The 20,231-nt window shown below is 70.2% G+C and carries 13 protein-coding genes; 8 read left to right on the top strand and 5 right to left on the bottom strand.

Features of this window, described 5'->3' with window-relative positions:
- Positions 1-7 precede the first annotated feature (7 nt).
- Entirely contained in the window at positions 8-1,876 is a 1,869-nt protein-coding gene (locus AC6JA9_RS10150) for a glycosyl hydrolase family 18 protein (protein WP_223747980.1), read from the bottom strand.
- A 402-nt stretch (positions 1,877-2,278) separates the two neighbouring features.
- On the opposite strand from AC6JA9_RS10150, the gene AC6JA9_RS10155 reads away from it, so the two are divergent.
- A complete protein-coding gene (locus AC6JA9_RS10155; protein WP_497959582.1) occupies positions 2,279-5,581 on the top strand; it encodes an nSTAND1 domain-containing NTPase in 3,303 nt (1,100 codons plus the stop codon).
- 8 nt (positions 5,582-5,589) lie between these two features.
- Here AC6JA9_RS10155 and AC6JA9_RS10160 read toward each other — a convergent pair whose 3' ends face one another.
- A complete protein-coding gene (locus AC6JA9_RS10160; protein WP_497959583.1) occupies positions 5,590-7,044 on the bottom strand; it encodes a hypothetical protein in 1,455 nt (484 codons plus the stop codon).
- 311 nt (positions 7,045-7,355) lie between these two features.
- On the opposite strand from AC6JA9_RS10160, the gene AC6JA9_RS10165 reads away from it, so the two are divergent.
- The 5 genes from AC6JA9_RS10165 (at position 7,356) to AC6JA9_RS10185 (ending at position 12,250) form a co-directional block, all read left to right on the top strand.
- The gene (locus tag AC6JA9_RS10165) at positions 7,356-8,852 is read left to right on the top strand and encodes a sigma-54-dependent Fis family transcriptional regulator (protein WP_223748033.1); all 1,497 of its coding nucleotides are present in this window, start codon (positions 7,356-7,358) and stop codon (positions 8,850-8,852) included.
- A gap of 40 nt (positions 8,853-8,892) precedes the next feature.
- Entirely contained in the window at positions 8,893-9,372 is a 480-nt protein-coding gene (locus tag AC6JA9_RS10170) for a hypothetical protein (RefSeq protein ID WP_497959584.1), read from the top strand.
- Between the two features lie 10 nt (positions 9,373-9,382).
- Entirely contained in the window at positions 9,383-10,186 is an 804-nt protein-coding gene (locus tag AC6JA9_RS10175; RefSeq protein ID WP_497959585.1) for a DUF4347 domain-containing protein, read from the top strand.
- A gap of 231 nt (positions 10,187-10,417) precedes the next feature.
- Complete coding sequence (locus AC6JA9_RS10180; protein WP_408891397.1) at positions 10,418-11,392, top strand: hypothetical protein; 975 nt, start codon at positions 10,418-10,420, stop codon at positions 11,390-11,392.
- A 111-nt stretch (positions 11,393-11,503) separates the two neighbouring features.
- Positions 11,504-12,250 (top strand): hypothetical protein, encoded by a 747-nt coding sequence (locus AC6JA9_RS10185; RefSeq protein ID WP_497959586.1) that lies wholly within the window; start codon positions 11,504-11,506, stop codon positions 12,248-12,250.
- Between the two features lie 24 nt (positions 12,251-12,274).
- Here AC6JA9_RS10185 and AC6JA9_RS10190 read toward each other — a convergent pair whose 3' ends face one another.
- Both AC6JA9_RS10190 and AC6JA9_RS10195 read right to left on the bottom strand, forming a co-directional pair.
- Positions 12,275-13,018: an NIPSNAP family protein gene (locus AC6JA9_RS10190; protein ID WP_497959587.1), complete on the bottom strand. Its 744-nt coding sequence runs from the start codon at positions 13,016-13,018 to the stop codon at positions 12,275-12,277.
- Between the two features lie 172 nt (positions 13,019-13,190).
- Complete coding sequence (locus tag AC6JA9_RS10195; RefSeq protein WP_497959588.1) at positions 13,191-13,583, bottom strand: RidA family protein; 393 nt, start codon at positions 13,581-13,583, stop codon at positions 13,191-13,193.
- Between the two features lie 193 nt (positions 13,584-13,776).
- Between AC6JA9_RS10195 and AC6JA9_RS10200 the strand changes: the two genes are divergently transcribed.
- Positions 13,777-17,661 carry a Kelch repeat-containing protein gene (locus tag AC6JA9_RS10200; protein ID WP_497959589.1) on the top strand — a complete coding sequence of 1,295 codons (3,885 nt, stop codon included), beginning with the start codon at positions 13,777-13,779 and terminating at the stop codon, positions 17,659-17,661.
- A gap of 632 nt (positions 17,662-18,293) precedes the next feature.
- A complete protein-coding gene (locus AC6JA9_RS10205) occupies positions 18,294-19,547 on the top strand; it encodes an OmpA family protein (protein ID WP_497959590.1) in 1,254 nt (417 codons plus the stop codon).
- A gap of 56 nt (positions 19,548-19,603) precedes the next feature.
- On the opposite strand, the gene AC6JA9_RS10210 is transcribed toward AC6JA9_RS10205, so the two are convergent.
- Positions 19,604-20,209, bottom strand: coding sequence for a LysE family translocator (locus AC6JA9_RS10210; protein WP_223747990.1), 606 nt, complete (start codon positions 20,207-20,209; stop codon positions 19,604-19,606).
- Positions 20,210-20,231 lie beyond the last annotated feature (22 nt).

The following is a 20,231-nucleotide window of genomic DNA, read 5'->3' on the forward strand; positions in this document are numbered from 1 at the left end:
CGGGGACTCAGGGCTGGAAGGCTTCCTTCACGGCATCCAGGGGAGGATTGGCGCCGGTGGAGGGATTGGTGCAGCCCTGGTTGAGGGTCCAGATGATGGTGCCGCCGAAGCCGTTGGCGCGGGCCCACGCTCCCTTGGCGGCGATGGCCTGCGGCGAGTCATACGAAATCCACCGCACGGTGCCGTCCACCACGGGGCGGGTGAAGGTGACGTAGCTGGACTGGGCCGCCGCGTCCCAGCGGTAGGTGCCGCTGGCGGACAGCTGGAGGATGCGCGCGTAGGTGAAGTCGTTGTCGCTGCCCACGTAGTCGGACCAGTCGGTGTAGGGCTGGTAGGGGCCGGTGATGTTGCGCCAGGCCATGCCGTAGAAGGGCATGCCCATGCCCAGCTTCGCCTTGGGCAGCCCCGCCGCCACCCAGGCGTTGAGGCTGGAGGACACCGACGTCGGATGCGTGCCGGACTCGCCCGTCAGCGCGGAGCTGTACCACGAATCCCAACCGCCCCACGGGCCGGTCATCTCGTACGTCATGACATTCATCTGGTCCATGTAGGGCACCAGGTTGGTGAACCACGGGTCCGCGTCCTCGGGGAAGTTGGCGTTCACCCAGTTGATGGGGATGGTCATCAGCATGTTGGGCCGCGCCGCGCGCAGCTCCCGCACCAGTGCCAGCAGGTTGGGCTTGTCCTCCGGCTCGATGGGCTCCCAGTCGATGTCCAGGCCGTCGTAGCCGAAGCTGTCCATGGCGGCGAGGAGGTTGCTGACGAAGCGGGCGCGGTTGGCATTGGAGGCGGCGCCCACCCAGCCGTCGTGCTCTCCGGAGCCGCCCACCATGATGAGCGCCTTGCGGCCCGCGGCGTGCGCCCGCGTGGACAGCGTGCGGGCGATGGCCGGCCCGTTGTCGTTGTCGAACTGGGTGTTCACCGTGCCGTCGGGGTTGGGCGTGACGCGGCCGACCAGGATGTGCGTCAGGGCGCTGAAGTCCACCTTCTCCGGGGGGTACAGGTCCGCGTTCCAGCCGGTGTAATAGCCAGACACCCACAGCCCGCCGCCGGGCGCGGCGCTGACGGTGACGGTGGCCTCGGCGGACCGGCTGGGGTCCGCGAGGCTCTGGGCCACCACGTGGTACGTCCCGGGCGTGGCGGGCGCGGTGTAGACGCCCGCCTGGGTGACGGCGCCGCCGGCGCTGCCCTCGCGCACGCTCCAGAGCACCTGGGTGTTGGTGGTGCCCGTCACCGTGGCGACGAAGGTGCTGGTGCCGCCTGGGGGCAGGGTGACGGCGGGCGGCGAGACGCTGACCTGCACGGGCGCGGGCCCGTCCGAGTCCTCCAGGCGCACCTCGTCGAAGTAGAGCGTGGGCAGCGCCACTCCGCGCGTCTCCTGGAGCACCAGGCCCTTCATGCGCGAGCCGATGGAGAGCAGGGCCGACAGCGGCACCCGGCACGTCACCCAGGTGTTGGCGCGGATGCGGCCCCCGGTGCAGCGGGCGCCCAGGGGCGTGCCCGGCGTGAGCACGTTCTCCTGGAAGGCGCGCACCTGCACCGCCGCGGACTCTCCGCCCGTGCCGCCGTGCACGCGCAGGACCAGGGTGTCGGTGGCCGCCACCACCCGGGGCTCCGTCTGGAAGAACAGGCCTTCATTCGCTCGCATCGTCACGGAGATGGAGTGTCGTCCTCCGGAGACGGGCGAGGTGTTCGTCAGCGAGTGTTGCGCCCAGGAGAAGTCCTGCCACGGCGCCACCATGCCATCCAGGTATATCCAGCTCGTGATGGCCAGCCCCTGCTCCTGGGGGACCTCCGCCCTCGGCGCCTGCGCGTGTGTCTCCCAGGCCGACAGCAGCACCACGGCCATGGCCATCCATCCCACCCAGCGTTTCATGTATTCTCCTCTCGGGGCATGTCGGGCACCGCGCTCAGCAGCGGCGTCGCACGGGCCATGGGCCCCGGTGGCGGTCCGAGATGGACGGGCCACGTGAGGCAAGCTGGGTGAAGAGCCCCCGGCAGCAAACCCCGCCCCCAGTCCCAGACGGCGGCCGTGAGACGACATTCACGCGGCGACTGGGACAATGAATGGCGTCAATCCCTTACAGCAGGCGCCCCTCGTCTGGGATTTCAGCCGCGCTCTGTCGGCTCCAGGGGTGGTGATTCGGACCCGGCTTGCCCATGGCGTCCCGGCCTGGGTGGGCCCGGGTGGTCATGGCGCCTGTCGGCCGGTTGGCCCTAGCATCCTCGGGCGAGCCGCGACCGGGACACATGAGGAATCGCTGGGGGTGGGGCGGACATGAGCAAGTGGGGCTTGGGCGCGTCGCCCGAGGCGACCGATGATTTGCTCTCCACGGGTTGTCTCTTGGAGGGCTTCCGGGTGCTGCGGCTGCTCGGCGAGGGCGCGTCGGGGCGTGTCTACCTGGCGCAGGACCTGTCCTTGGGGCGCCACGTCGCGCTCAAGCTCCTGCGGCCGGAGCTGCTCGGTCCTCCTGGCGCGGAGCGGATGTTGGAGGAGGCGCGCACCACGGCCCGCTTCAACCACCCCCACATCGTCACGGTGCACGCCGCGGGCGTGTTCAAGGGGCAGCCCTACCTCGCGCTGGAGTACCTGGAGGGGCAGACGCTGCGGGAGCGGATGTCGCGCGAGCGGCTGTCGCCCGGGGAGGTGCTGCGAATCGGGCGGGCCATCGCGGACGCGCTCGCGGAGGCGCATCGCCACGACATCATCCACGCGGACCTCAAGCCGGAGAACGTCTTCCTGCCGAGGGATGGGCGCCTGCGCGTGGTGGACTTCGGGCTCGCCCGGCACGCGGGTACCACCGCGCAGGCCGCCTCGGGGACGCCCGCGTACATGTCCCCCGAGCGCTGGCGGGGCGCGCCTCCGTCGCCGGCGATGGATGTGTGGTCGCTGGGGGTGATTCTGCACGAGCTGCTGGAGGGGAAGCGGCCGGTGGAGGACGCGCACCTGGCGTCGTTCGCGTTCCAGCCGCGTCCGCTCCCGGGGCCGGCGCCGCATCTGCACGGGGCCTCGCTCTTCAAGGATTGCCTGGCGCTCGTGCCCGAGGCGCGGCCCACGGCGCGGGCCCTGGAGCAGGCCCTCACGCAATGGCTGGAGCCGGTGCGCGCCGCGCCGGGGGAAGGGGAGGAGGGCGCGAGGGCGCCGTTCCATGGGCTGCGCTCGTTCGCCGAGGACGAGGCGGAGGACTTCTCGGGACGGGAGATGGAGGTGGGGGCGCTCGTCGAGCGGCTGCGTCAGGACGCGCCCGTGGTGCTGGTGGGGCCGTCCGGCATCGGCAAGAGCTCGCTGTTGCACGCGGGCGTGGTGCCCCGGCTGCGGCAGATGGCGCGCTGGGAGGTGGTGTCGCTGCGCCCGGGCGCGCGTCCGCTCGCGAGGCTGGTGGAGGTGCTCGGGCTGAAGCGGGAGCTGGCCGAGACGTTGTCCGTGACTCCGGGGGCGCTCGTGGGGCTGCTGCAGGCGCGTGCTCCCGGGCCCGCGCTCCTGGCGGTGGATGCGTTCGAGGAGGTCTTCACGCTGGGGGCGCCGGAGGACGCGGTGGCGCTGGCGCGGTGTCTCGCCGCGGTGGCCTCGGCGGGCATCGGGTGGCGGGTGCTGGTGGTGCTCCGCGACGACTACCTGGGGCACTTCGCGCGCGTGGAGCACCTGGGGGCATTCCTTGGCCATGCCTTCGTGGTGGGGCCGTTGTCGCCCGGGGCCCTGGCCGAGGCCGTCACCGGGCCGCTGCGGCGCGTGGGGTATGCGCTGGAGGAGGGGCTCGTCGAGCGCATCGTCGCGGATGTCCGGGCCCAGCCGGTGGGGCTGCCGCTCCTGCAGGCCACGTGCGCGGCGCTCTGGGAGCGCAGGGCGCGGGGGCCCCGGCTGCTGCGGACGAGCGTCTACGAGGAGCTGGGCGGCGTGGCGGGGGCGCTGGCGGCGCAGGGGCGGCAGCTGCTCGGGCAGCTGTCGGCGCGGGACATCCACACGGCGCGCCTGTTGCTGCTGGAGCTGCTCACGCCCGAGGGGACCCGGAGGCCCCGGCTGCGCGAGGAGCTGTTGGAGACGCTGGGGGCGGGGGCGAAGCCGGTGTTGGACGCGCTGCTGTCACACCGGCTGGTGGTGGCCTCGCGGGACGTGAAGACGGACGGGGCGCTGGTGGAGCTGGCGCACGAGGCGCTGGCCACGGCGTGGCCGGAGCTGGCGCGCTGGCGGCAGGAGTCGCGGGACGAGCATCAGCTGGTCAGCGAAATCGACCAGGCCTCGGAGCTGTGGGACCGGCGGGGGCGCAGGGACGAGGAGACGTGGGGCGGGAGCGCGCTGGACCAGGCGTTGCGTCGTCTGTCGGAGGGGCAGGTGCCGTTGGTGAGTCGCTCCCGGGCGTTCTTGGAGGCGGGGAGGCGGCGCGAGCAGGGGCGGCTGCGCAGACGGCGGCTGGGGTTCGTCGCGGGAGGGTTGTTGCTGGTGCTCGCGACGGGCATCGGGACGGCGGTGGTGCTCGCGTTCCAGCAGAGCCAGCGGGAGGCGACGCGGCGGCAGCGGGAGATGGAGCTGATGTCCCTGGACCAGGGGGACTTCGACCTCGTGCTGGAGCTCTTCGACTACGACGCGGGCGCGCTCGCGTGGACGCGGGTGCCCGTCACCGAGCCGCTCCGGTGGAGCCTCGCGCCCGCTGAGGCTGGAGGCGAGGGGCCCGCGTATGACGACACGCGGCTGACGCGCCATCCGGGACAGGTGGATGGGGAGGGGGCCTGGCGGGAGCGGGTGCAGGCGCCCTCGAGGGCGGCGTGGCTCACGGTGTGGCGTGGGGCATGTCCGCCCTCTCGGGTGCGGCTGCTGCGATTGCCGGGGTATGCGCAGCGGGCTCGGCGCGAGGCGCTGAGGCTGCCGGTGCCCACGTGCGCCGCGTCGCGGGCCGGGCAGGTGCCCGTTCCGGCGGGGTGGTACTGGCGTCCGGAGGTGAGGCCCGAGCAGGAGGTCCGGGTCCACGTCGACGCGTTCTCGATGGACCGGACGGAGGTGACGAACGCGCAGTTCCAGCTCTTCGAGGAGCACATCCTTCCCCGGGTCGGCGGCCAGCGGGAGGCGCCCCCGAAGCATCCGAAGTATGCCCATGCGGCGGAGGCGTCCCGCCCCGTCTCGGCCATCGACGCGGAGGTGGCCGAGGCGTTCTGCCATTTCCTGGGCAAGGCGTTGCCCACGTATGAGGAGTGGTCGAAGGCAGGGCGCGGCGGTGAGTTCCTGGACGCGGACGGGCGTGTGCCCAATCCCATGCCCCGGCGACAGACGGTGTGGGGTGATGACAGGCGTGTGCCGCCGGCCAACCTGAATGGCGAGGATGTGTTTCCGACGCTCGCGCCCGTGGGGTCGTTCCCAGAGGACCTGGGCCCTTACGGCATGGTCGACCTCGCGGGCAACGTGGCGGAGTGGACCGCGACCGATGCGACGGAAGGGGACTTCCCGGGCTACCGCATGGTCGCCGGGGGGCGGTGGGACGCTCCCCCGGAGGCGCAGCACCACTGGCTCGTCTGGGCCAATCACAAGTCACCCCGCAGCTTTGAATTCGGCATTGGGATGCGCTGTGTGGAACGAGGGCGGCGACGATGAGTCGCGGCTTACGCGTGCTTCTGGAGCGGACGGTAGATTCGGTGTCGCGCCATGCTGCCTCGGAAGGGGACGGCGAGGGCGCTCCACATCGGGTTGGCGTCGTGCATCTGCTTGAGCTGACGAATCATGCGCGAGTGGACCGACGGGATGTCGGCGTCGGGCGTCAGGCCGGCGACCACCGCCGCCGCGACGAGGTGCGCGGCGTACGTCCCCTCTGCCAGCTCCCCGGCGAGCTCCACCGGGCCGCGCGCCAGTCCCCTGGCGAGACGATTGACGCGCGCCTCGTCCTCGTCCCGCCAGTTCTGGATCTGCCCCAACGCATGCCCCTCGAGCGCGGCGGGACGGTAGGTGACGAGGACCTGGGCGACGGCATCCGCGGAGCTCTTGGCCAGCTCACGCGTCACGGAAGCCCCTTCGAGGTCGAGCTTCCTCCCGTTCAGGTCCGTATCCACCTCCCGCTCGATGAGCTCGCCCCAGGCCGTCCCGGTCGCGAAACGGAGCTTCTGGACGGTCGCCGCCGCCAGGTAGCCCCGCAGGACGTCCGCGGGATGGGTGTCTTCGGAGGGGCCATCGCGCCGAAGGACCGGGCCACCTCCCCAGGCCGCGTTGAGCCCTCGGAAGTAGCCCACCAGGCCCAGGCCCGCCGTGGGGCCCATGTTGAGGATGCCGAGCACATCCGCGGCCGACTCGTCGATGCGGTCCGCCCAGTAGGTCGCGAGCGAGGGGAAGCTGCTCTTGAGCTGGTCATACACGGCGTTGGAGAGCTCCGCCGTCAACCCCGAATCCGCGTTGAGGATGTCGTGTCCCGCCGCCTCGTGAGGCAGCGCGGCCCAGCCCAACAGCCCTCGCCGCGCATGGGCCGGTGGAAGGCTGACGATGCCCGCCTGTATCCCGAGCACGCTCGAGGTGGCATCCACGGGCCAGGTGTAGGGGCCGAAGTCCGGGTTGCCCCACTTCACCAGCGGCGGCAGCACACCCAGGTCCGGAGGGAGGACCCCCCTGCGGTCCTCGGCGCTGAGGAAGCCATCGACCAGGTCGCTGACGACCTCCTGGAATGCATCCGTCGCCACAGGCTCGTAGCGCTCCGCGTTCTGGAGGACCGCGTGTGCCGCGTCCAGCAGGAGTCCCGCGCTCCCCTCCCGCCTCGGGTCCTGGTGGAGCAACTGCGCGAACCGGGCAGGGCCCAGCTCCGCCACCTTGTTGAGGAGCGGCTGGTAGAAGGTGTCCCGGTAGGCGGCGGGAAGGGTATCGCGCGCGGCGGACAGTCGACTGAACAGCGTCTGATAGCTCGTGGGTTCCATCGGGCCCGGGTCGCCATCCAGCGCCGCGTCGCGAGCGTCCATCGTCAGCTCGCGCAGGTTGTGATGGGGTTGACGCGGCGAGAAGAGGGAGTCCTCCTGCTCGCTGGTGGAGGAGGACAGGGAGGACACGGGGGTGATGGGCATCTTCTTGAGTCGTGACATGGGTTCCTCGGTGGAGGGCCCCGATGCTCGGCATCCTGCGGGGCCCACGTCACCGTGAGAGCAATCACCATGCCTTGACACGCGGATGGTTGATGCAGACGTATGTGAAACGGCCGGGCGACATGTCTGTCAACTTCCGTGGACAACGCCTCTCGTTCCCGTCAAACGCCGTGGACGCACCGTGCGGATGCGACGCCAGTGTCCTCCCTGGGCGGGACGTGGCGTGGTCCCTGCAATGACTGTCCGAGCCCATGCGCTCCCTCTGGCTCGCCAGCATTGCCGTGCTTCGAACGGGTGGTATCGTGACTGACATGGTCACCCCCGAGGCTCGCATTGCCCGTGAGCGAGATTTGTATCTCGCGGTGCTTCGCGTCATGGATGCACCCAATCCCCTCCAACCCCTTCAGGATGTCCTGACCTATCTGGTCGAGCTGGCCGACGCGCAACGTGCGGGGCTCGAACTGTATGGAGATGGCTCGGTCGAGCGTCGGGAGTGGTCGCTCTTCCATGGTTGTTCGGAGCTGGAGCGCGAGGAGATTCGCGAGCTGACCTCTCGCGGAATCGTCGCGTCGGCCATCGCCGCTGGCAAGTCCGTGCACACGGCGCACGCACTGCTGGACGCACGCTTCTCCGGCTCCGCCAGCGTCAAGTCCCAGCGATTGGAGGCGGTGCTCTGCGTGCCCCTGGCGGGACGACTGCCGGGCGTCCTCTATCTCGAGGGAAAGCGCGGTGCGGGGCCCTTCTCCGAAGAGTTGGTGATGCTCGTGGAGTCCGTGGCCCACTTCCTGGGCACGGCCGCCGAGCGGGCCCTGCTCCAGAACAAGGGGCGTGGGGATGACCCGACCCACCCCTACCGGCAACGCTTCCAACTGGAGGACATCGTCGGGCGGAGCCCGGGGATCGCACAGGTGTTCGCGCAGCTCGCCGTCGCCGCACCGCTCGACGTGACGGTGATGATCAGCGGCCCATCGGGGACGGGGAAGACCCAGCTGGCGCAGGCGCTCCACGTCAACAGCAAGCGCAGGCTGGCGCCCTTCGTGGAGCTCAACTGCGCGGCGGTTCCGGAAGGGCTCTTCGAGAGCGAGTTCTTCGGGGCCTTTCCCGGGGCCTTCCCTGGGGCGCGCCGGACCATCGGAAAGGTGGAGGCGGCGGAGGGCGGGACGCTCTTCCTGGATGAAATCGCGGAGATTCCGCTGGCCGCGCAGGCCAAGCTGCTCCAGCTGCTCCAGTCCCGACAGTACTTCCCGCTGGCCAGTCCCAAGCCCTTCAAGGCGAATGTCCGCCTGGTGGCCGCGAGCAACGCCAACCTGGAGCAGCTCGTCCGCGAGCGGCGCTTCCGCGAGGACCTCTTCTACCGGCTCAATGTCCTGCCTGTCCGGATGCCCTCACTGGCCGAGCGGCGAGAGGACATCGCCCCCTTGGTTGAGGCACTGCTCGCGCGGCTGGCCGAGGAGAATGGCTTGCCGAGATTGAGCCCCTCTCCCGCGTGCTTCGCCGCCTGCGAGACGGCGGAATGGCCCGGGAACATCCGTCAGCTCCGGCACCGTCTGGAGGCCGCGCTCATCCGTGCCAGCGCCGAGGCCGCGACGTTCCTGGAGCCACGCCACCTGTTCGAGTCGGCAGCCGTTTCACCGGCCGGAATCATTTCATTCCATGAAGCAACACGCCGCTTCCAACGAGACCTGCTGCGCCGCGAGCTGGAGTGCGTGGATTGGTGTGTCACGGATGTGGCCCGGCGGCTCGACCTGACACGCCAGCATGTCTACAACCTGATGAAGGCTTTCAGTCTGACACGGGAATCCAAATAAGCAGACAGTTGAAGTCCCACCCGCAGTCCCGGAGTGCCCCATGCCCCCGACGCCGTTCTACGATGACTCCACCCAGACGCCTCAGAACTCGGTGCAGGATTTGAGGAACTGGTGGATGCCCACCGTCGAGAAGTTCCCCTCGAAGGGGTACCGGGCCTACAAGGTCCAGGTGAAGAGCACGATTCCGAATGCCTTCACGTTCGACTTGATGGCGCTCGACGGAGCCTCTCCCACGTATGTGGGGTTGACGGTCGACCTCGGGAACCCCGCGGACGTGTGGCCGGGGCTGCCGTCGACGGCGGTGTTCGCACAGGTGGGCCAGTTCGGATACCTGCTGCTGTCGGAAGCGTACCTCAGGGGTCAGCAGGTCACGAACCTGGACGCCTACTCGGATGGGAAGGGAAAGTGGCCCTTCGGCACCGACAGGCTGCAGCGTCGGGGGAACGCGGTCCGCGACGAGATGCTGCGCTCCGTGTCCCTGCTGCTGGCGTCGCTGGCGGCCCTGCAGGACGAAGGGTGAGGGAGATGCCATGCACTTGACCATCATTGCGTATGCCTCGACCCTCGACTGGGAGGTCGAACGGGCCGTCTTCCTCGTGGATGAAGTGCGGGATGCCCGGCGCAGGTTCGAGCGCTGTCAGAAGGTGGAGAAGCTTCAGCATGTCGTGAAGGAGGCGGTCAGCTTCGCCCGGGCGAAACTGAGCCGGCTGGACATCTTTGGTCATGGGCAGCCAGGGACGCTGACGCTCGGGGACTCGGGCGAAGACATCGTGACGCCCGATGAAGCGAGCTGGAAACACTTGCTGGCGCTCGATGGATTCCTCGCCGATACCGCCGAGCTGAGGCTGTTGGGTTGCGATACGGCGGTGGGAGTCGAGGGCCGGCATGTCCTGCAAGGGCTCCAGGCGGGCCTGTCGAAGAATGGCAAGCAGCGCACCGTCTGGGGGACCATCGCGACGCTCTCCAGCTTTGATTTCGGCCCCCAGGGATTTCGTGAAGCGGTTGCGAGCGCCTACCTGCGCTCCGCGTCACAATTGACGGAGCCGGCACAGGGAGTCCTTCGGTTTGGGCTCATGGATGACAGCCTCCAGGAGGAAATCCAGGCGGGTCTGGCGTTGCTCCCCGAGGGGTATGTCCCGGCTGGGTTCCATGACATGCATGGAGCCATTGTCGAGGAACGCTCACAGAAGAGCGGGCGGCAGCTCACGATGCTTGCTGCGCGCCGATTGATTGCAATCAGCTCGAATCAGATGCGCGGAGTCGCGCTGTACCGGTGGGAGCCCACGGTGGCGCCACCCAGCAGGCAGGTCATCTTGAGCCATTCGAGCCGATGAGCTCGGGCCAGGGCTGACATTACTTCAAGGCAAGCGGTGGGTTGTGTTCGTTGAGTCCACGGACATGGGGGACGTGTCTCCATGTCCTGGGGGCAGTGCGCCCGTCGGTGCTGTCGGGCGCACTGCTGCCGGCGTGATGTCGATGCGGCTCCATGTGTCGCTTCCGGTGCCAGGGGTGTCTTCTTTTCAGAGGCGTGTATGACAGAGTGGATTTCGTTCGGAGTTGCGTTCGTGGCAACGCTTCTTGCGATCATTGAAGAGGTGCTTGACCTCAAGGATCGTAAGTCGGAGCGTGGCAAGGTGAGGATTGTCGCTCAGTGTGTGGTGATTCTGGGGCTTGGAATTACTGTCCGTGAACGCCATGACGATGCGCGCCAGAACTTGAAGGCTGGGGAAACAGTAGCGAAGAAGCTGGAGGCGCTCTCCGCTCGCTATCCCGAGGGAGATAAAACGCTCAGGGAGGAAATCCGGGGGGTCGCGAAGCAGATCAGGGAGAGTGATGCGGCTCCTGGGATGTTGATGTATTCGGTCTACCTGAGTCTTCAAGATACGGCATTGAAGCTTGAGGGCATGGCGAAGGGGCTGCCAGCTCAGTTGGGAACAATCGAAAGTCTGGCTCGAAGTTCTGACAAGCATGCCGCCGCTGGAGAACTGGAGGCAGGCAAGGCGTATGAAGAAGCCCGGCGAGCGACGAAGGCGGCAGGTGATGCTCAATCCCAGGCCCGCAGTGCGACGAGTGAGGCGATAGCCGCGAAGAACGTGGCAGGTGAGGCAAGGAGCGAGGCGACGGCTGCGAAGAACGCAGCAGTGGAGTCGAGGAATGAGTCGACTCAAGCGAAGGTCGAGGCGACCGCCGCGAAGGTCGAGGCGACCGCCGCGAAGGGCCTGGCGGGAGATGCGAAGGTCGAGGCAGCCCACGCCAGGACTGAAGCGACCGCCGCCAAGCACGCAGCGCTCGAATCGAAGGAGGAAGCCACCCAGGCCAAGAATGAGGCTGCCGCCGCGAAGGGCCTGGCAGGAGATGCGAAAGCTGAAGCCTCCGATGCCAAGAACGAGGCGATAGCCGCCAAGAACGAAGCTGCTCGGGCCAGATGCGAAGCGGAGGTCACCGCAAACGGCTCGGCGGGCAGAACCACAGCCTCCTCGGGCACTTTGCCGGACACACCTGACGCAGGTCGTACCGACGAGGCCTCATCGGGAACGTGAGAGGAGCAGAGGTCTGCCTGGCCCCGTACTTTCGCGGCCTTCCAGGGTGCTCTGAATCCCAGGTTCCACTACACTTCCAGGAAACCTGTGACTCCCAGTTGGAGACGAATGATGTTCAGTGTCTTTCCGCGCACCCTGCGAAGCCTCGCCGCCATGGCGGCCCTCCTGTCCCTGACCGCCTGTGGCGACGACGACGACAACACTCCCGAGCCGCCCGGGCCCCTGGCGTGTGACGCCTCCACCTACGCCGAGGCCGTGCGCAACGCGGCGGAGCCGACGAGCGCCGACATCTCCACGGACCTGTGGGCCATCAGCCCGTCCAACACGAAGCTCGTCTGGAACGAGGACAAGACGGCCGTGCGCATGGCCATCTGGACCACGTTCCAGGGTTACACGGTGGGCCAGAATACGCTGACCCGCGAGGTGTGGGTCACCCCCGCGCCGCAGCTGCAGACGTTCTGCAAGACGGTGCCCCAGGTCAAGCTGGTGGCGCGCGTCAACCAGTACCTGGGCCTGCCCCCCGCAGGCGAGAGCGACAACGGGCGCTACATCGTCGAGCTGTGGGTGAAGCCCTCGGACATGTTCCGCCCCTGCCCGGACTCGGAGATCGACGACGGCAGCTGCGGCCTGCAGTTCCCCGAGTCCGCCACCAACGAGCACAAGAACTGGATGAACGCGTACTTCGCCTCCAGCTACGGCTTCTGGCAGCGCACGCAGTACCCGTGGACCGGCCTGGGCTACACGTATGACTGGTGCAACGCCGACACGCACGTCGGCGCCAGCGAGTACGTGGTCCGCTCCGGCTCCATCGTCGACGTGACGGGCAAGTTCGAGCGCGCCGTCTACTGCGCGCAGTAGTCGCCGCACCGCCCTCCGGTCCGCTCACCTGAGCCGTGAGCGGGCCGTGGGCTCCAACTGCAACGTCTCCGGCTCCGCCTTCAGCTTCGCGCGCAGCCCGGGGCGCACCGTCTCCTTCCAGCCGAGTGAGCCCTCCAGCCGCTCCACGTGCGCGCGGTACGCCTCCCGACTCGCGAACCGCGTGAAGTAGACGACCACGTGCTCTCCCTCGCGCACGGGCAGCGCGGGGAAGGTGTTCGTCGCGTGCTCGCTCTGGAACACCGCCAGGGGCGTGGCCCCCGCCTTCGTCAGCTCCGGCACCAGCTTCCCCTCGACGTACTCCACGAACGCCGCGTCCACGGGCGCGTCGCGGTGGAGAAGCGTCGCCACGATGAGTGAGCCGGGCAGCTCGCGCGCCTCCACTCCCGGGCGCGCCTGGGACGACGCGGGGAACCCCCGTCGACCCGGGAGCGGCCTCAACAGGAGCACGTTCGACGAGTCCAGCATCGTCGCGTTCGCGGCCTCCCGGTGCGCCTTCCACACCGGGCTGCCATAGAAGGACCTCAGCACCGCCTCGCGCGCCACCATGTCCGAAAAGCCGCGCAGCCACACGAAGCGCTCGGACCTCGCCGCGTCAAGGAACTGACCGACGAGCCGGGCGCCTCGCTCCTCCTGGCTCTCGATGAACTCCCGCTCGAACAGCGAGACGAGCACGTCCCGCTGTCCCTCGCGCAGCGTGTACTGCCTCAGCTCCAGCACGGCGCAGCATTCGTCCGACGACGGTTTCACGGGCGTGACTCCAGCACCGGAGGCCCGCGGGAGCGCGTGGGCCGTCCACGTCAGGGACCCGCAGAGAACGAGGAGGGGCAGTCGCATCGGGCCTTCCGGAAGAAGAAGGCCCCACGGTACGGACGAACTAGGACAGTTCCGGTCCTCATTCGGACGGCCCGCGCCGCGCGGCTCAGGGCACGTAGGCGACGCAGTCGATCTCCACCACCAGCCCCTCGTCGGGGAGCGCCGACACCTGCACGGTGGTGCGCGCGGGGCGGTGTCCGGCGAAGACGCGCTCGTAGACGGCGTTCATCCGGCGGAAGTCCTTCATGTCCGTCAGGAAGACGCCGCAGCGCAGGACGTGCTGGAGGCTGGAGCCGCCCGCCACGAGGATGCGCTCGAGGTTTCGCAGCACCTGCTCCGTCTGCGCCTCGATTCCCTCCGCCTGCTTCCCGGTGGCCGGGTCCGTGGCGGCCTGTCCGGAGACGAAGAGCAGCGACTCCAGCTTCATCGCGGGCGAGTAGGGCCCCACGGGCTTGGGCAGCCCCGGCGCGCTCACGACTTCGTGTTTCGTCGACGTCATGGGTGGATGCCTCCTGGAGCCAGGGACACCACATGACCTCCCAGGGCGAGTCAAGTGGGTCCGGTTCAAGGAAAAGCGTGATACAGCGTGCGTCGACACGCGCGGGTCCTTCCGCGTGGCACGCGCCCCGGCGCGTAGGCCCGTGATTCACGCTCGGGTCCTGGGAGGGTGACAGATGCAGTCGAGATGCGTCTTGCAACGCCTGGTCTTGATGCTGTGCTGTGCCGTGGTGTGGTCGTGCGAGCAACAGCGCGACCTGCCCGCGGCGGAGGATGCGCTCGCCCTGGCCCGGAGCTACTTCCCGGAGCTCGCCACGGACGAGGCCGCCCCCAGGCGCTTCTCGTCGTCCCACATGCCGGCCTCCGGCTCGGACGCGCGGGCGCTGACGGCCCGGCTCACCGGGAGCGGGACGCTGGAGATTTCCACCCGGGGGCTGTCCTTCCGGGTCGAGTCGTCGCCGGGTGAGGCCGACCACGGGACGCCGCGCCACGAGGGCGCCGTGTCGTACGTGGGCGAGAGGCACTTCTTCTTCCCGGTGGGCGGCTTCGCGGCGCTGAGCCAGGGCTGGCGCGGCTCGCGCATCGAGGAGGCCTGGGTGGTGGACGCCTCCGAGCCCAACCACCGCGCCGAGTACCGCGTCACGCTCCCGGCCACGGTGACGCGGCTGCGGGACACGGGCGAGGTCATCGAGTTCCTCGACGAGGACGGCGCGCCGGTGCTGCGCTTCCACCCGTCCGAGGTCCGTGACGCGCAAGGCACCTCCCGTCGCGGGACGGCGCGGCTGTCGGGCGTGCGCGCGAGCGCCGTCGCGAAGGTGTTCGACGTCGTGGCGCCTCAGGTGGGAATCGTCTCGGAGGTCGCGCTCGCGGGGCTCCAGGCGCCGCTGGTGGTTGACCCCGGCTGGTCCTCGACCGCGGTGATGGCGACCGCGCGGGCCCAGCACGCCGCCATCCCGCTGACGGATGGCTCCGTCCTGGCGGTGGGCGGCGTCAACAGCCTGGGCTTCGTCACCAGCGCGGAGCGGTTCGACCCCACGCGGGGCGCCTGGTCCGCCGTCGCGGCCCCGGGCATCACCGGCAATACGTCGGTCGGCGTGATGCTGCCGACGGGCAGGGCCGTCGCCTTCATGGACGGCAGCCTGACGGGGCGCCTGTACGACGCGACGACGAACACCTGGACCGCCACGGGCGCGATGTCCGCGAGCCGCTCGCTGCCGACCGCCACGCTGCTGTCCTCGGGGCAGGTGCTGGTCGCGGGCGGCTCCAGCCTGGCGACGGCGGAACTGTACGACCCGACGACGAACACCTTCACGGCCACGGCCTCCATGTCCACCGCCCGCCGCGCCCACGTCGCCGCGCGGCTGAGGGATGGTCGGGTGCTGGTGGTCAGCGGCTTCAACCCTGGGGGTGGGAACGTCCCCAGCGCGGAGCTCTACGACCCCACCTCCGGGACCTGGACGCTCGCGGCTCCGCCCCTGGTGCCGCGTCATTACGCGACAGGGACGCAGCTGCCCGATGGGCGCGTGCTGCTCGCGGGCGGCCGCTCGGGCGCGAATGTCGTCACGCACGCGGAGCTCTACGACCCGGTGGCCAACACCTGGACCGCGACGGGCGCGCTGCGGCTTCCCCGCAACGGCCACACGGCCACGCTGCTCCCGGATGGGAAGGTCGTGGTGATGGGCGGCTCGGATGACGCGAGGGTGGCTCAGACCGTCTCGGAAATCTATGACCCGGCGACGGGGACCTGGAGCGACGCGGGCACGGTTGCCATGGGCCGCGAGAACGCCACCGCCACGCTGCTCGTCACCGGGCAGGTGCTGGTCACCGGTGGCTTCAACCAGTCGGGTGGGCCCACGGTCTTCACCGCGGAGACGGACCGCTACGAGGCCTCCAGCTCCCGCTGGACGCCGGCCGGCGCGCTGGCGACGGGGCGTGAGGGTCTGTCGGCGGTGCTCTTGCCCTCGGGGCAGGTGCTGGTCGCCGGAGGCCGCGCGGACACGGGCGTGCTCGGCGACGTGGAGCGCTACACGCCCGCGAGTGACGCGTGGTCCGCCGCGGCCCCGATGAGCACGACGCGCGAGCGCGCCACGTTGACGCTGCTGCGCTCGGGACAGGTGCTCGCCGTCGGTGGCGCCAACAACGGCGGTGCGCGCCTGTCCTCGGCGGAGCGGTATGACCCGACGACGGACACCTGGACTCCGGCGGGGAACATGGCGGGCGCGCGCGATGGCCACACCGCGACGCTGCTCGCGACAGGCGACGTGCTGGTGACGGGTGGACGGCTCGCGGGCGTGACGGAGATCTACGACGTGGCCGCCAACACCTGGCGTCCGGTGGCCACGACTCCGGAGACTCGCACGAACCACGCCGCGGTGCTGCTGCCGGACGGTCGGGTGCTGGTGGCGGGCGGGCGCTTCAGCTCGACGTCGGTCAACTCGGTGGAGCTGTATGACCCGGCCCTGGACACGTGGTCCCCCGCCGCGTCGCTCGCGGAGGGCCGGGCCCACTTCTCGCTGACCCTGCTGCCATCCGGGCGGGTGCTGGCCGCGGGCGGCCTTTCCCCCACGGCCGAGACGGCGACCGCGGAGCTGTACGACCCGACGACCAACACCTGGTCTCCGGCGGGGACGCTCACGACGGCGCGGGCCCATCACTCCGCCGCGCTGCTGCCCTCCGGGCGCGTGCTCGTCGCGGGTGGCGAGGGCGGGGGGAGCGTGCTGAACAGCGCGGAGCTGTACGACCCGGTGACGAACACCTGGCAGCCCGCGGCGAACCTGCCCGAGGGCCGGACGCTCTCGAAGCTCATCGTGTTGTCCACCGGCGAAGCGCTGACCTTCGGCGGGCAGGACGCGGGCGGTGCCTGGCTGGCGAGCGCCTCGCGCTATGAGGACACGGGCGCGCAGCCCGCCTGGCGGCCGACGGTGGCCACGCCGGACCAGGTCCCCATCGGCTGTCCGGTGCGCATCACCGGCACGGGGTTCCAGGGCATCTCCGGGGCCAGCTCGGGTGACTACCGCGACTCCTCTGCGGCCTTCCCGCAGGTGCGCCTGCAGGCCAACGAGGGCCGGCGGCTGTGGAGCCTGCCGGGCAGCGACATGTCCGCCACGGGCGTGACGGCCACCATCCCCGCGAGCGTGACGCCGGGCGCGTATGTGCTCTCCGTCTTCGCCAACGGCGTGGGCGGTGGACGCGTGGTGCGCGCGGTGACGAACACGGCGCCCACCGTGCAGGGCCTGACGGCCCTGTCGAGCAACGGGGCGCCCGCGGAGGTGACGCTGACGGGCACGGACGCGGAGGGCTCCGCGCTCACGTTCATCATCGTCACGCCGCCGGCGCACGGCACGCTCACGGGCACGCCGCCCGACCTCACGTACACGCCGAACCCGGGCTACCTCGGACCGGACAGCTTCACGTACCGGGCGCGCGACTGCGGGCTCGACAGCAACGAGGCCACCGTGACGGTCGACGTGACCGATGACCCGCCGACGCTCACCTGTCCGGCGGACCTGGTGGTGGACGCCACGAGCGCGGCCGGCGCGGTGGTGACCTATCCCCCGGCCACGGCGTCCGACAACGGCGGGCCCGCGCCCACGGTGACTTACTCGCACCCCTCGGGCAGCACGCTGCCTTTGGGCGACACGACGGTGACGGTGACGGCGGAGGACGCGGGCGGCCAGCAGGTCACCTGCACCTTCCTGGTGACGGTGCGCGACACGACGGCGCCCACGCTGACGTGCCCCGCCGACATCCAGGTCCAGTCCGACGCGCAGGGCGGCGCGGAGGTGACCTACAGCGTGCCGCCTCCGACGGACACCGCCGGCGCCGTCACCGTGACGACGTCGCACCCGTCCGGCTCGCGCTTCCCGGCGGGCCGCACGCGCGTCACCGTCACCGCGACGGACGCCTCGGGGAACGCCTCCCGGTGCGAGTTCGACGTCACCGTGCAGACCTTCGTGGTGCGCATCGCCGGCGGCAGCTGCCAGGCCGCGGGCGGTGGAGCGAACCTGGCGTTGGTGGTGCTGGCGGTGCTCGCCGTGTGGGCGAATCGTCGTCGTGGCCGCGAGGAGGCGGGTCGATGAGCGCCTCGAATCCTCTCCTCCGACTCTTCAGCTCGAAGGACCTTCCCTTGCGTAAATCGGCACGGATGTGTGTGCTCGCCGCGGCGCTGGCCTCGGCGGGCGGAGCCTCGGCGCAGACGACCTCCACTCCCCTGAGCCCCTTCGACGCGGAGCGGCTGCGGCTGAACGCGTCGGCGGTGGACTCGCTGACGGTGGACACCGGGCGGCTGCTCAACGAGGGTGGCTACCGGCTCAGCCTGCTCGTGGGGTACGAGCGCGGCATCCTGGTGCTGGAGGGCAGCGACGGCAGCGAGCGCTCCATCCTCCACTACCGCACGTCGGCCTGGGTGCAGGGCGCGTGGTCGCCGGTGGACCGGTTGGAGCTGTCCGCGCGGCTGCCCGTCATCATCCACCAGGGCGGCCATGGCGAGGGCATGTACGTCGGCATCTCCACGCCGTCGTCCTCGGGCCTGGGCACGCCGGAAGTGGGCGCGCGCTACTCGCTCTTGCGTCGCGACGAGGGCGCGCCCTTGTCGCTCGCGGTGGGGCTCGACGTGGGGCTCCCGGGTGGACGCGCGAGCGCCTTCGGTCGACAGGAGCACTGGGCGGGCCTGCAGTTCTCGCCCCGCGTCTCGCTCGGCCGCGAGGTGGGTATGTTCGCGCTGGGTGCCAGCGCGGGCGCGCGCATCCGGTCCACGGAGGTGAACCCGGGCCGCGACGTGGGCACGGAGCTGGAGCAGTCCGTGGTGGTGGCCACGCGCGGCGAGGGGCTGCGCGGCGAGCTGGCGCTGCAGGTGGCCGAGTCGCTGGTGCAGCCCGACGTGGCGGTGGAGCTGCTCGGCGGCGTGCGGCTTCCCATCGGTCACGGCTTCGAGGTGAACGCGCTCGCCGGGAAGGGCTTCACGAACATCCCCGGCACGCCCGCGTGGCGGCTGGGCGCGGGAATCGCCTGGGCGCACAACCCCGCCCGCGAGGACGTCTGCCAGGGCGGACGCAAGCACACGCCCGAGCAGTGCCCGGACAACGACGACGACAACGACGGTGTGCTCAACAAGTCCGACCGCTGCCCGAACGAGGCGGGCTCGGCGGACAACGAGGGCTGCCCGGACCCGGACTCGGATGGCGACGGCGTGCCGGACCGGAACGACGCGTGCCCGAGCGAGGCCGGCAGCAAGGACGCGGGTGGCTGCCCGGACAAGGACGGCGACGGCGTGCCGGACGCGAAGGACCAGTGCCCGGACGAGAAGGGCACGGCCGAGAACCAGGGCTGCCCCGCCACGAAGGACACGGACGGCGACGGCGTCCCGGATGACCAGGACAAGTGCCCCGACCAGAAGGGCACGGCGGAGAACCAGGGCTGCCCCGCGGCGAAGGACACGGACGGCGACGGCGTGCCGGACGACGAGGACAAGTGCCCCGACCAGAAGGGCACGGCGGAGAACCAGGGCTGCCCCGCGGCGAAGGACACGGACGGTGACGGCGTCCCGGATGACCAGGACCAGTGCCCGAACGAAGCGGGCGTGGCGGGTCGTCAGGGCTGCCCGGAGCCGGCGCCGGTGGAGGAGAAGCTGTCGCTGGCGGACCGTCGCGTCACCTTCACGGTGGGCCGCGCCGAAATCGAGGGCGAGGGCACCAGGGTGCTGGATGACGTGGCCGCGCAGCTGAAGGCGCGTCCGGACGTCGCCATCCGCATCGAGGGCCACACGGACAACACCGGTCCGGAGGAACTCAACCGCACGCTGAGCCAGGAGCGCGCGGAGTCGGTGCGCGCCTACCTCATCAAGCGCGGCATCGACGGCAAGCGCCTGGAGGCCAGGGGCTACGGTCCGTCGCGTCCCATCGCGACGAACGACACCCCGGAAGGCCGCGGCGAGAACCGCCGCGTGGAGTTCATCATCAAGCGGTAACGGCAGGACCTGGAGGCCCGCGGAGCCACGAGGCTCCGCGGGCCTTCGGGGGCGGCTCACGCCACGGCGACGTAGGCGGCCACCGCCACCATGCACGCGCCGAACGTCCAGCCCTGGATGCGCAGGGCCCGCTCGGAGCGGAAGCGCCCCAGGATGAGCTTCCCGCCGTAGATCCACGGGAAGTGGCACGCCACGCAGACGACCAGGAAGGCCCCGGTGAGCTGCGCCGTCTGCGCGAGCATCCCGAGCTCCGGCCTCAGGAACTGCGAGAACATCACCAGGACCATCGAGTGGATCTTCGGGTTGAGCGCGACGGCGAGCACGCCCTCGACGAACCCGAGCCGCTCCGGCTCCGCGTCCTCCGCGGTGGGCGCGCGCGTGCCGCGCACGAAGCTCCACGCGAGATGGAGCAGGTACGCCACGCTGCACCAGCGCAGGACGTGCAGCAGCGCGGGCACGCCTTGCAGCGCACGGCCCAGCCCCAACCCGTAGACGAGGCACAGGGCGACGTTGGCCACCTCGAAGCCGAGCCAGAATGGCAGTGTACCGCGAAGGCCGAAGCGGCCTCCGGCGGTGGCGAGCACCGTGTTGCCGGGGCCCGGACTGAACACCATCGGCACCGTGTAACCGAGGAACATCACCCAGACTTCGACGGGAATCATGGCGCAAGCCCCAAGCCCCCGG

It is taken from the genome of Myxococcus sp. MH1 (assembly GCF_059738865.1).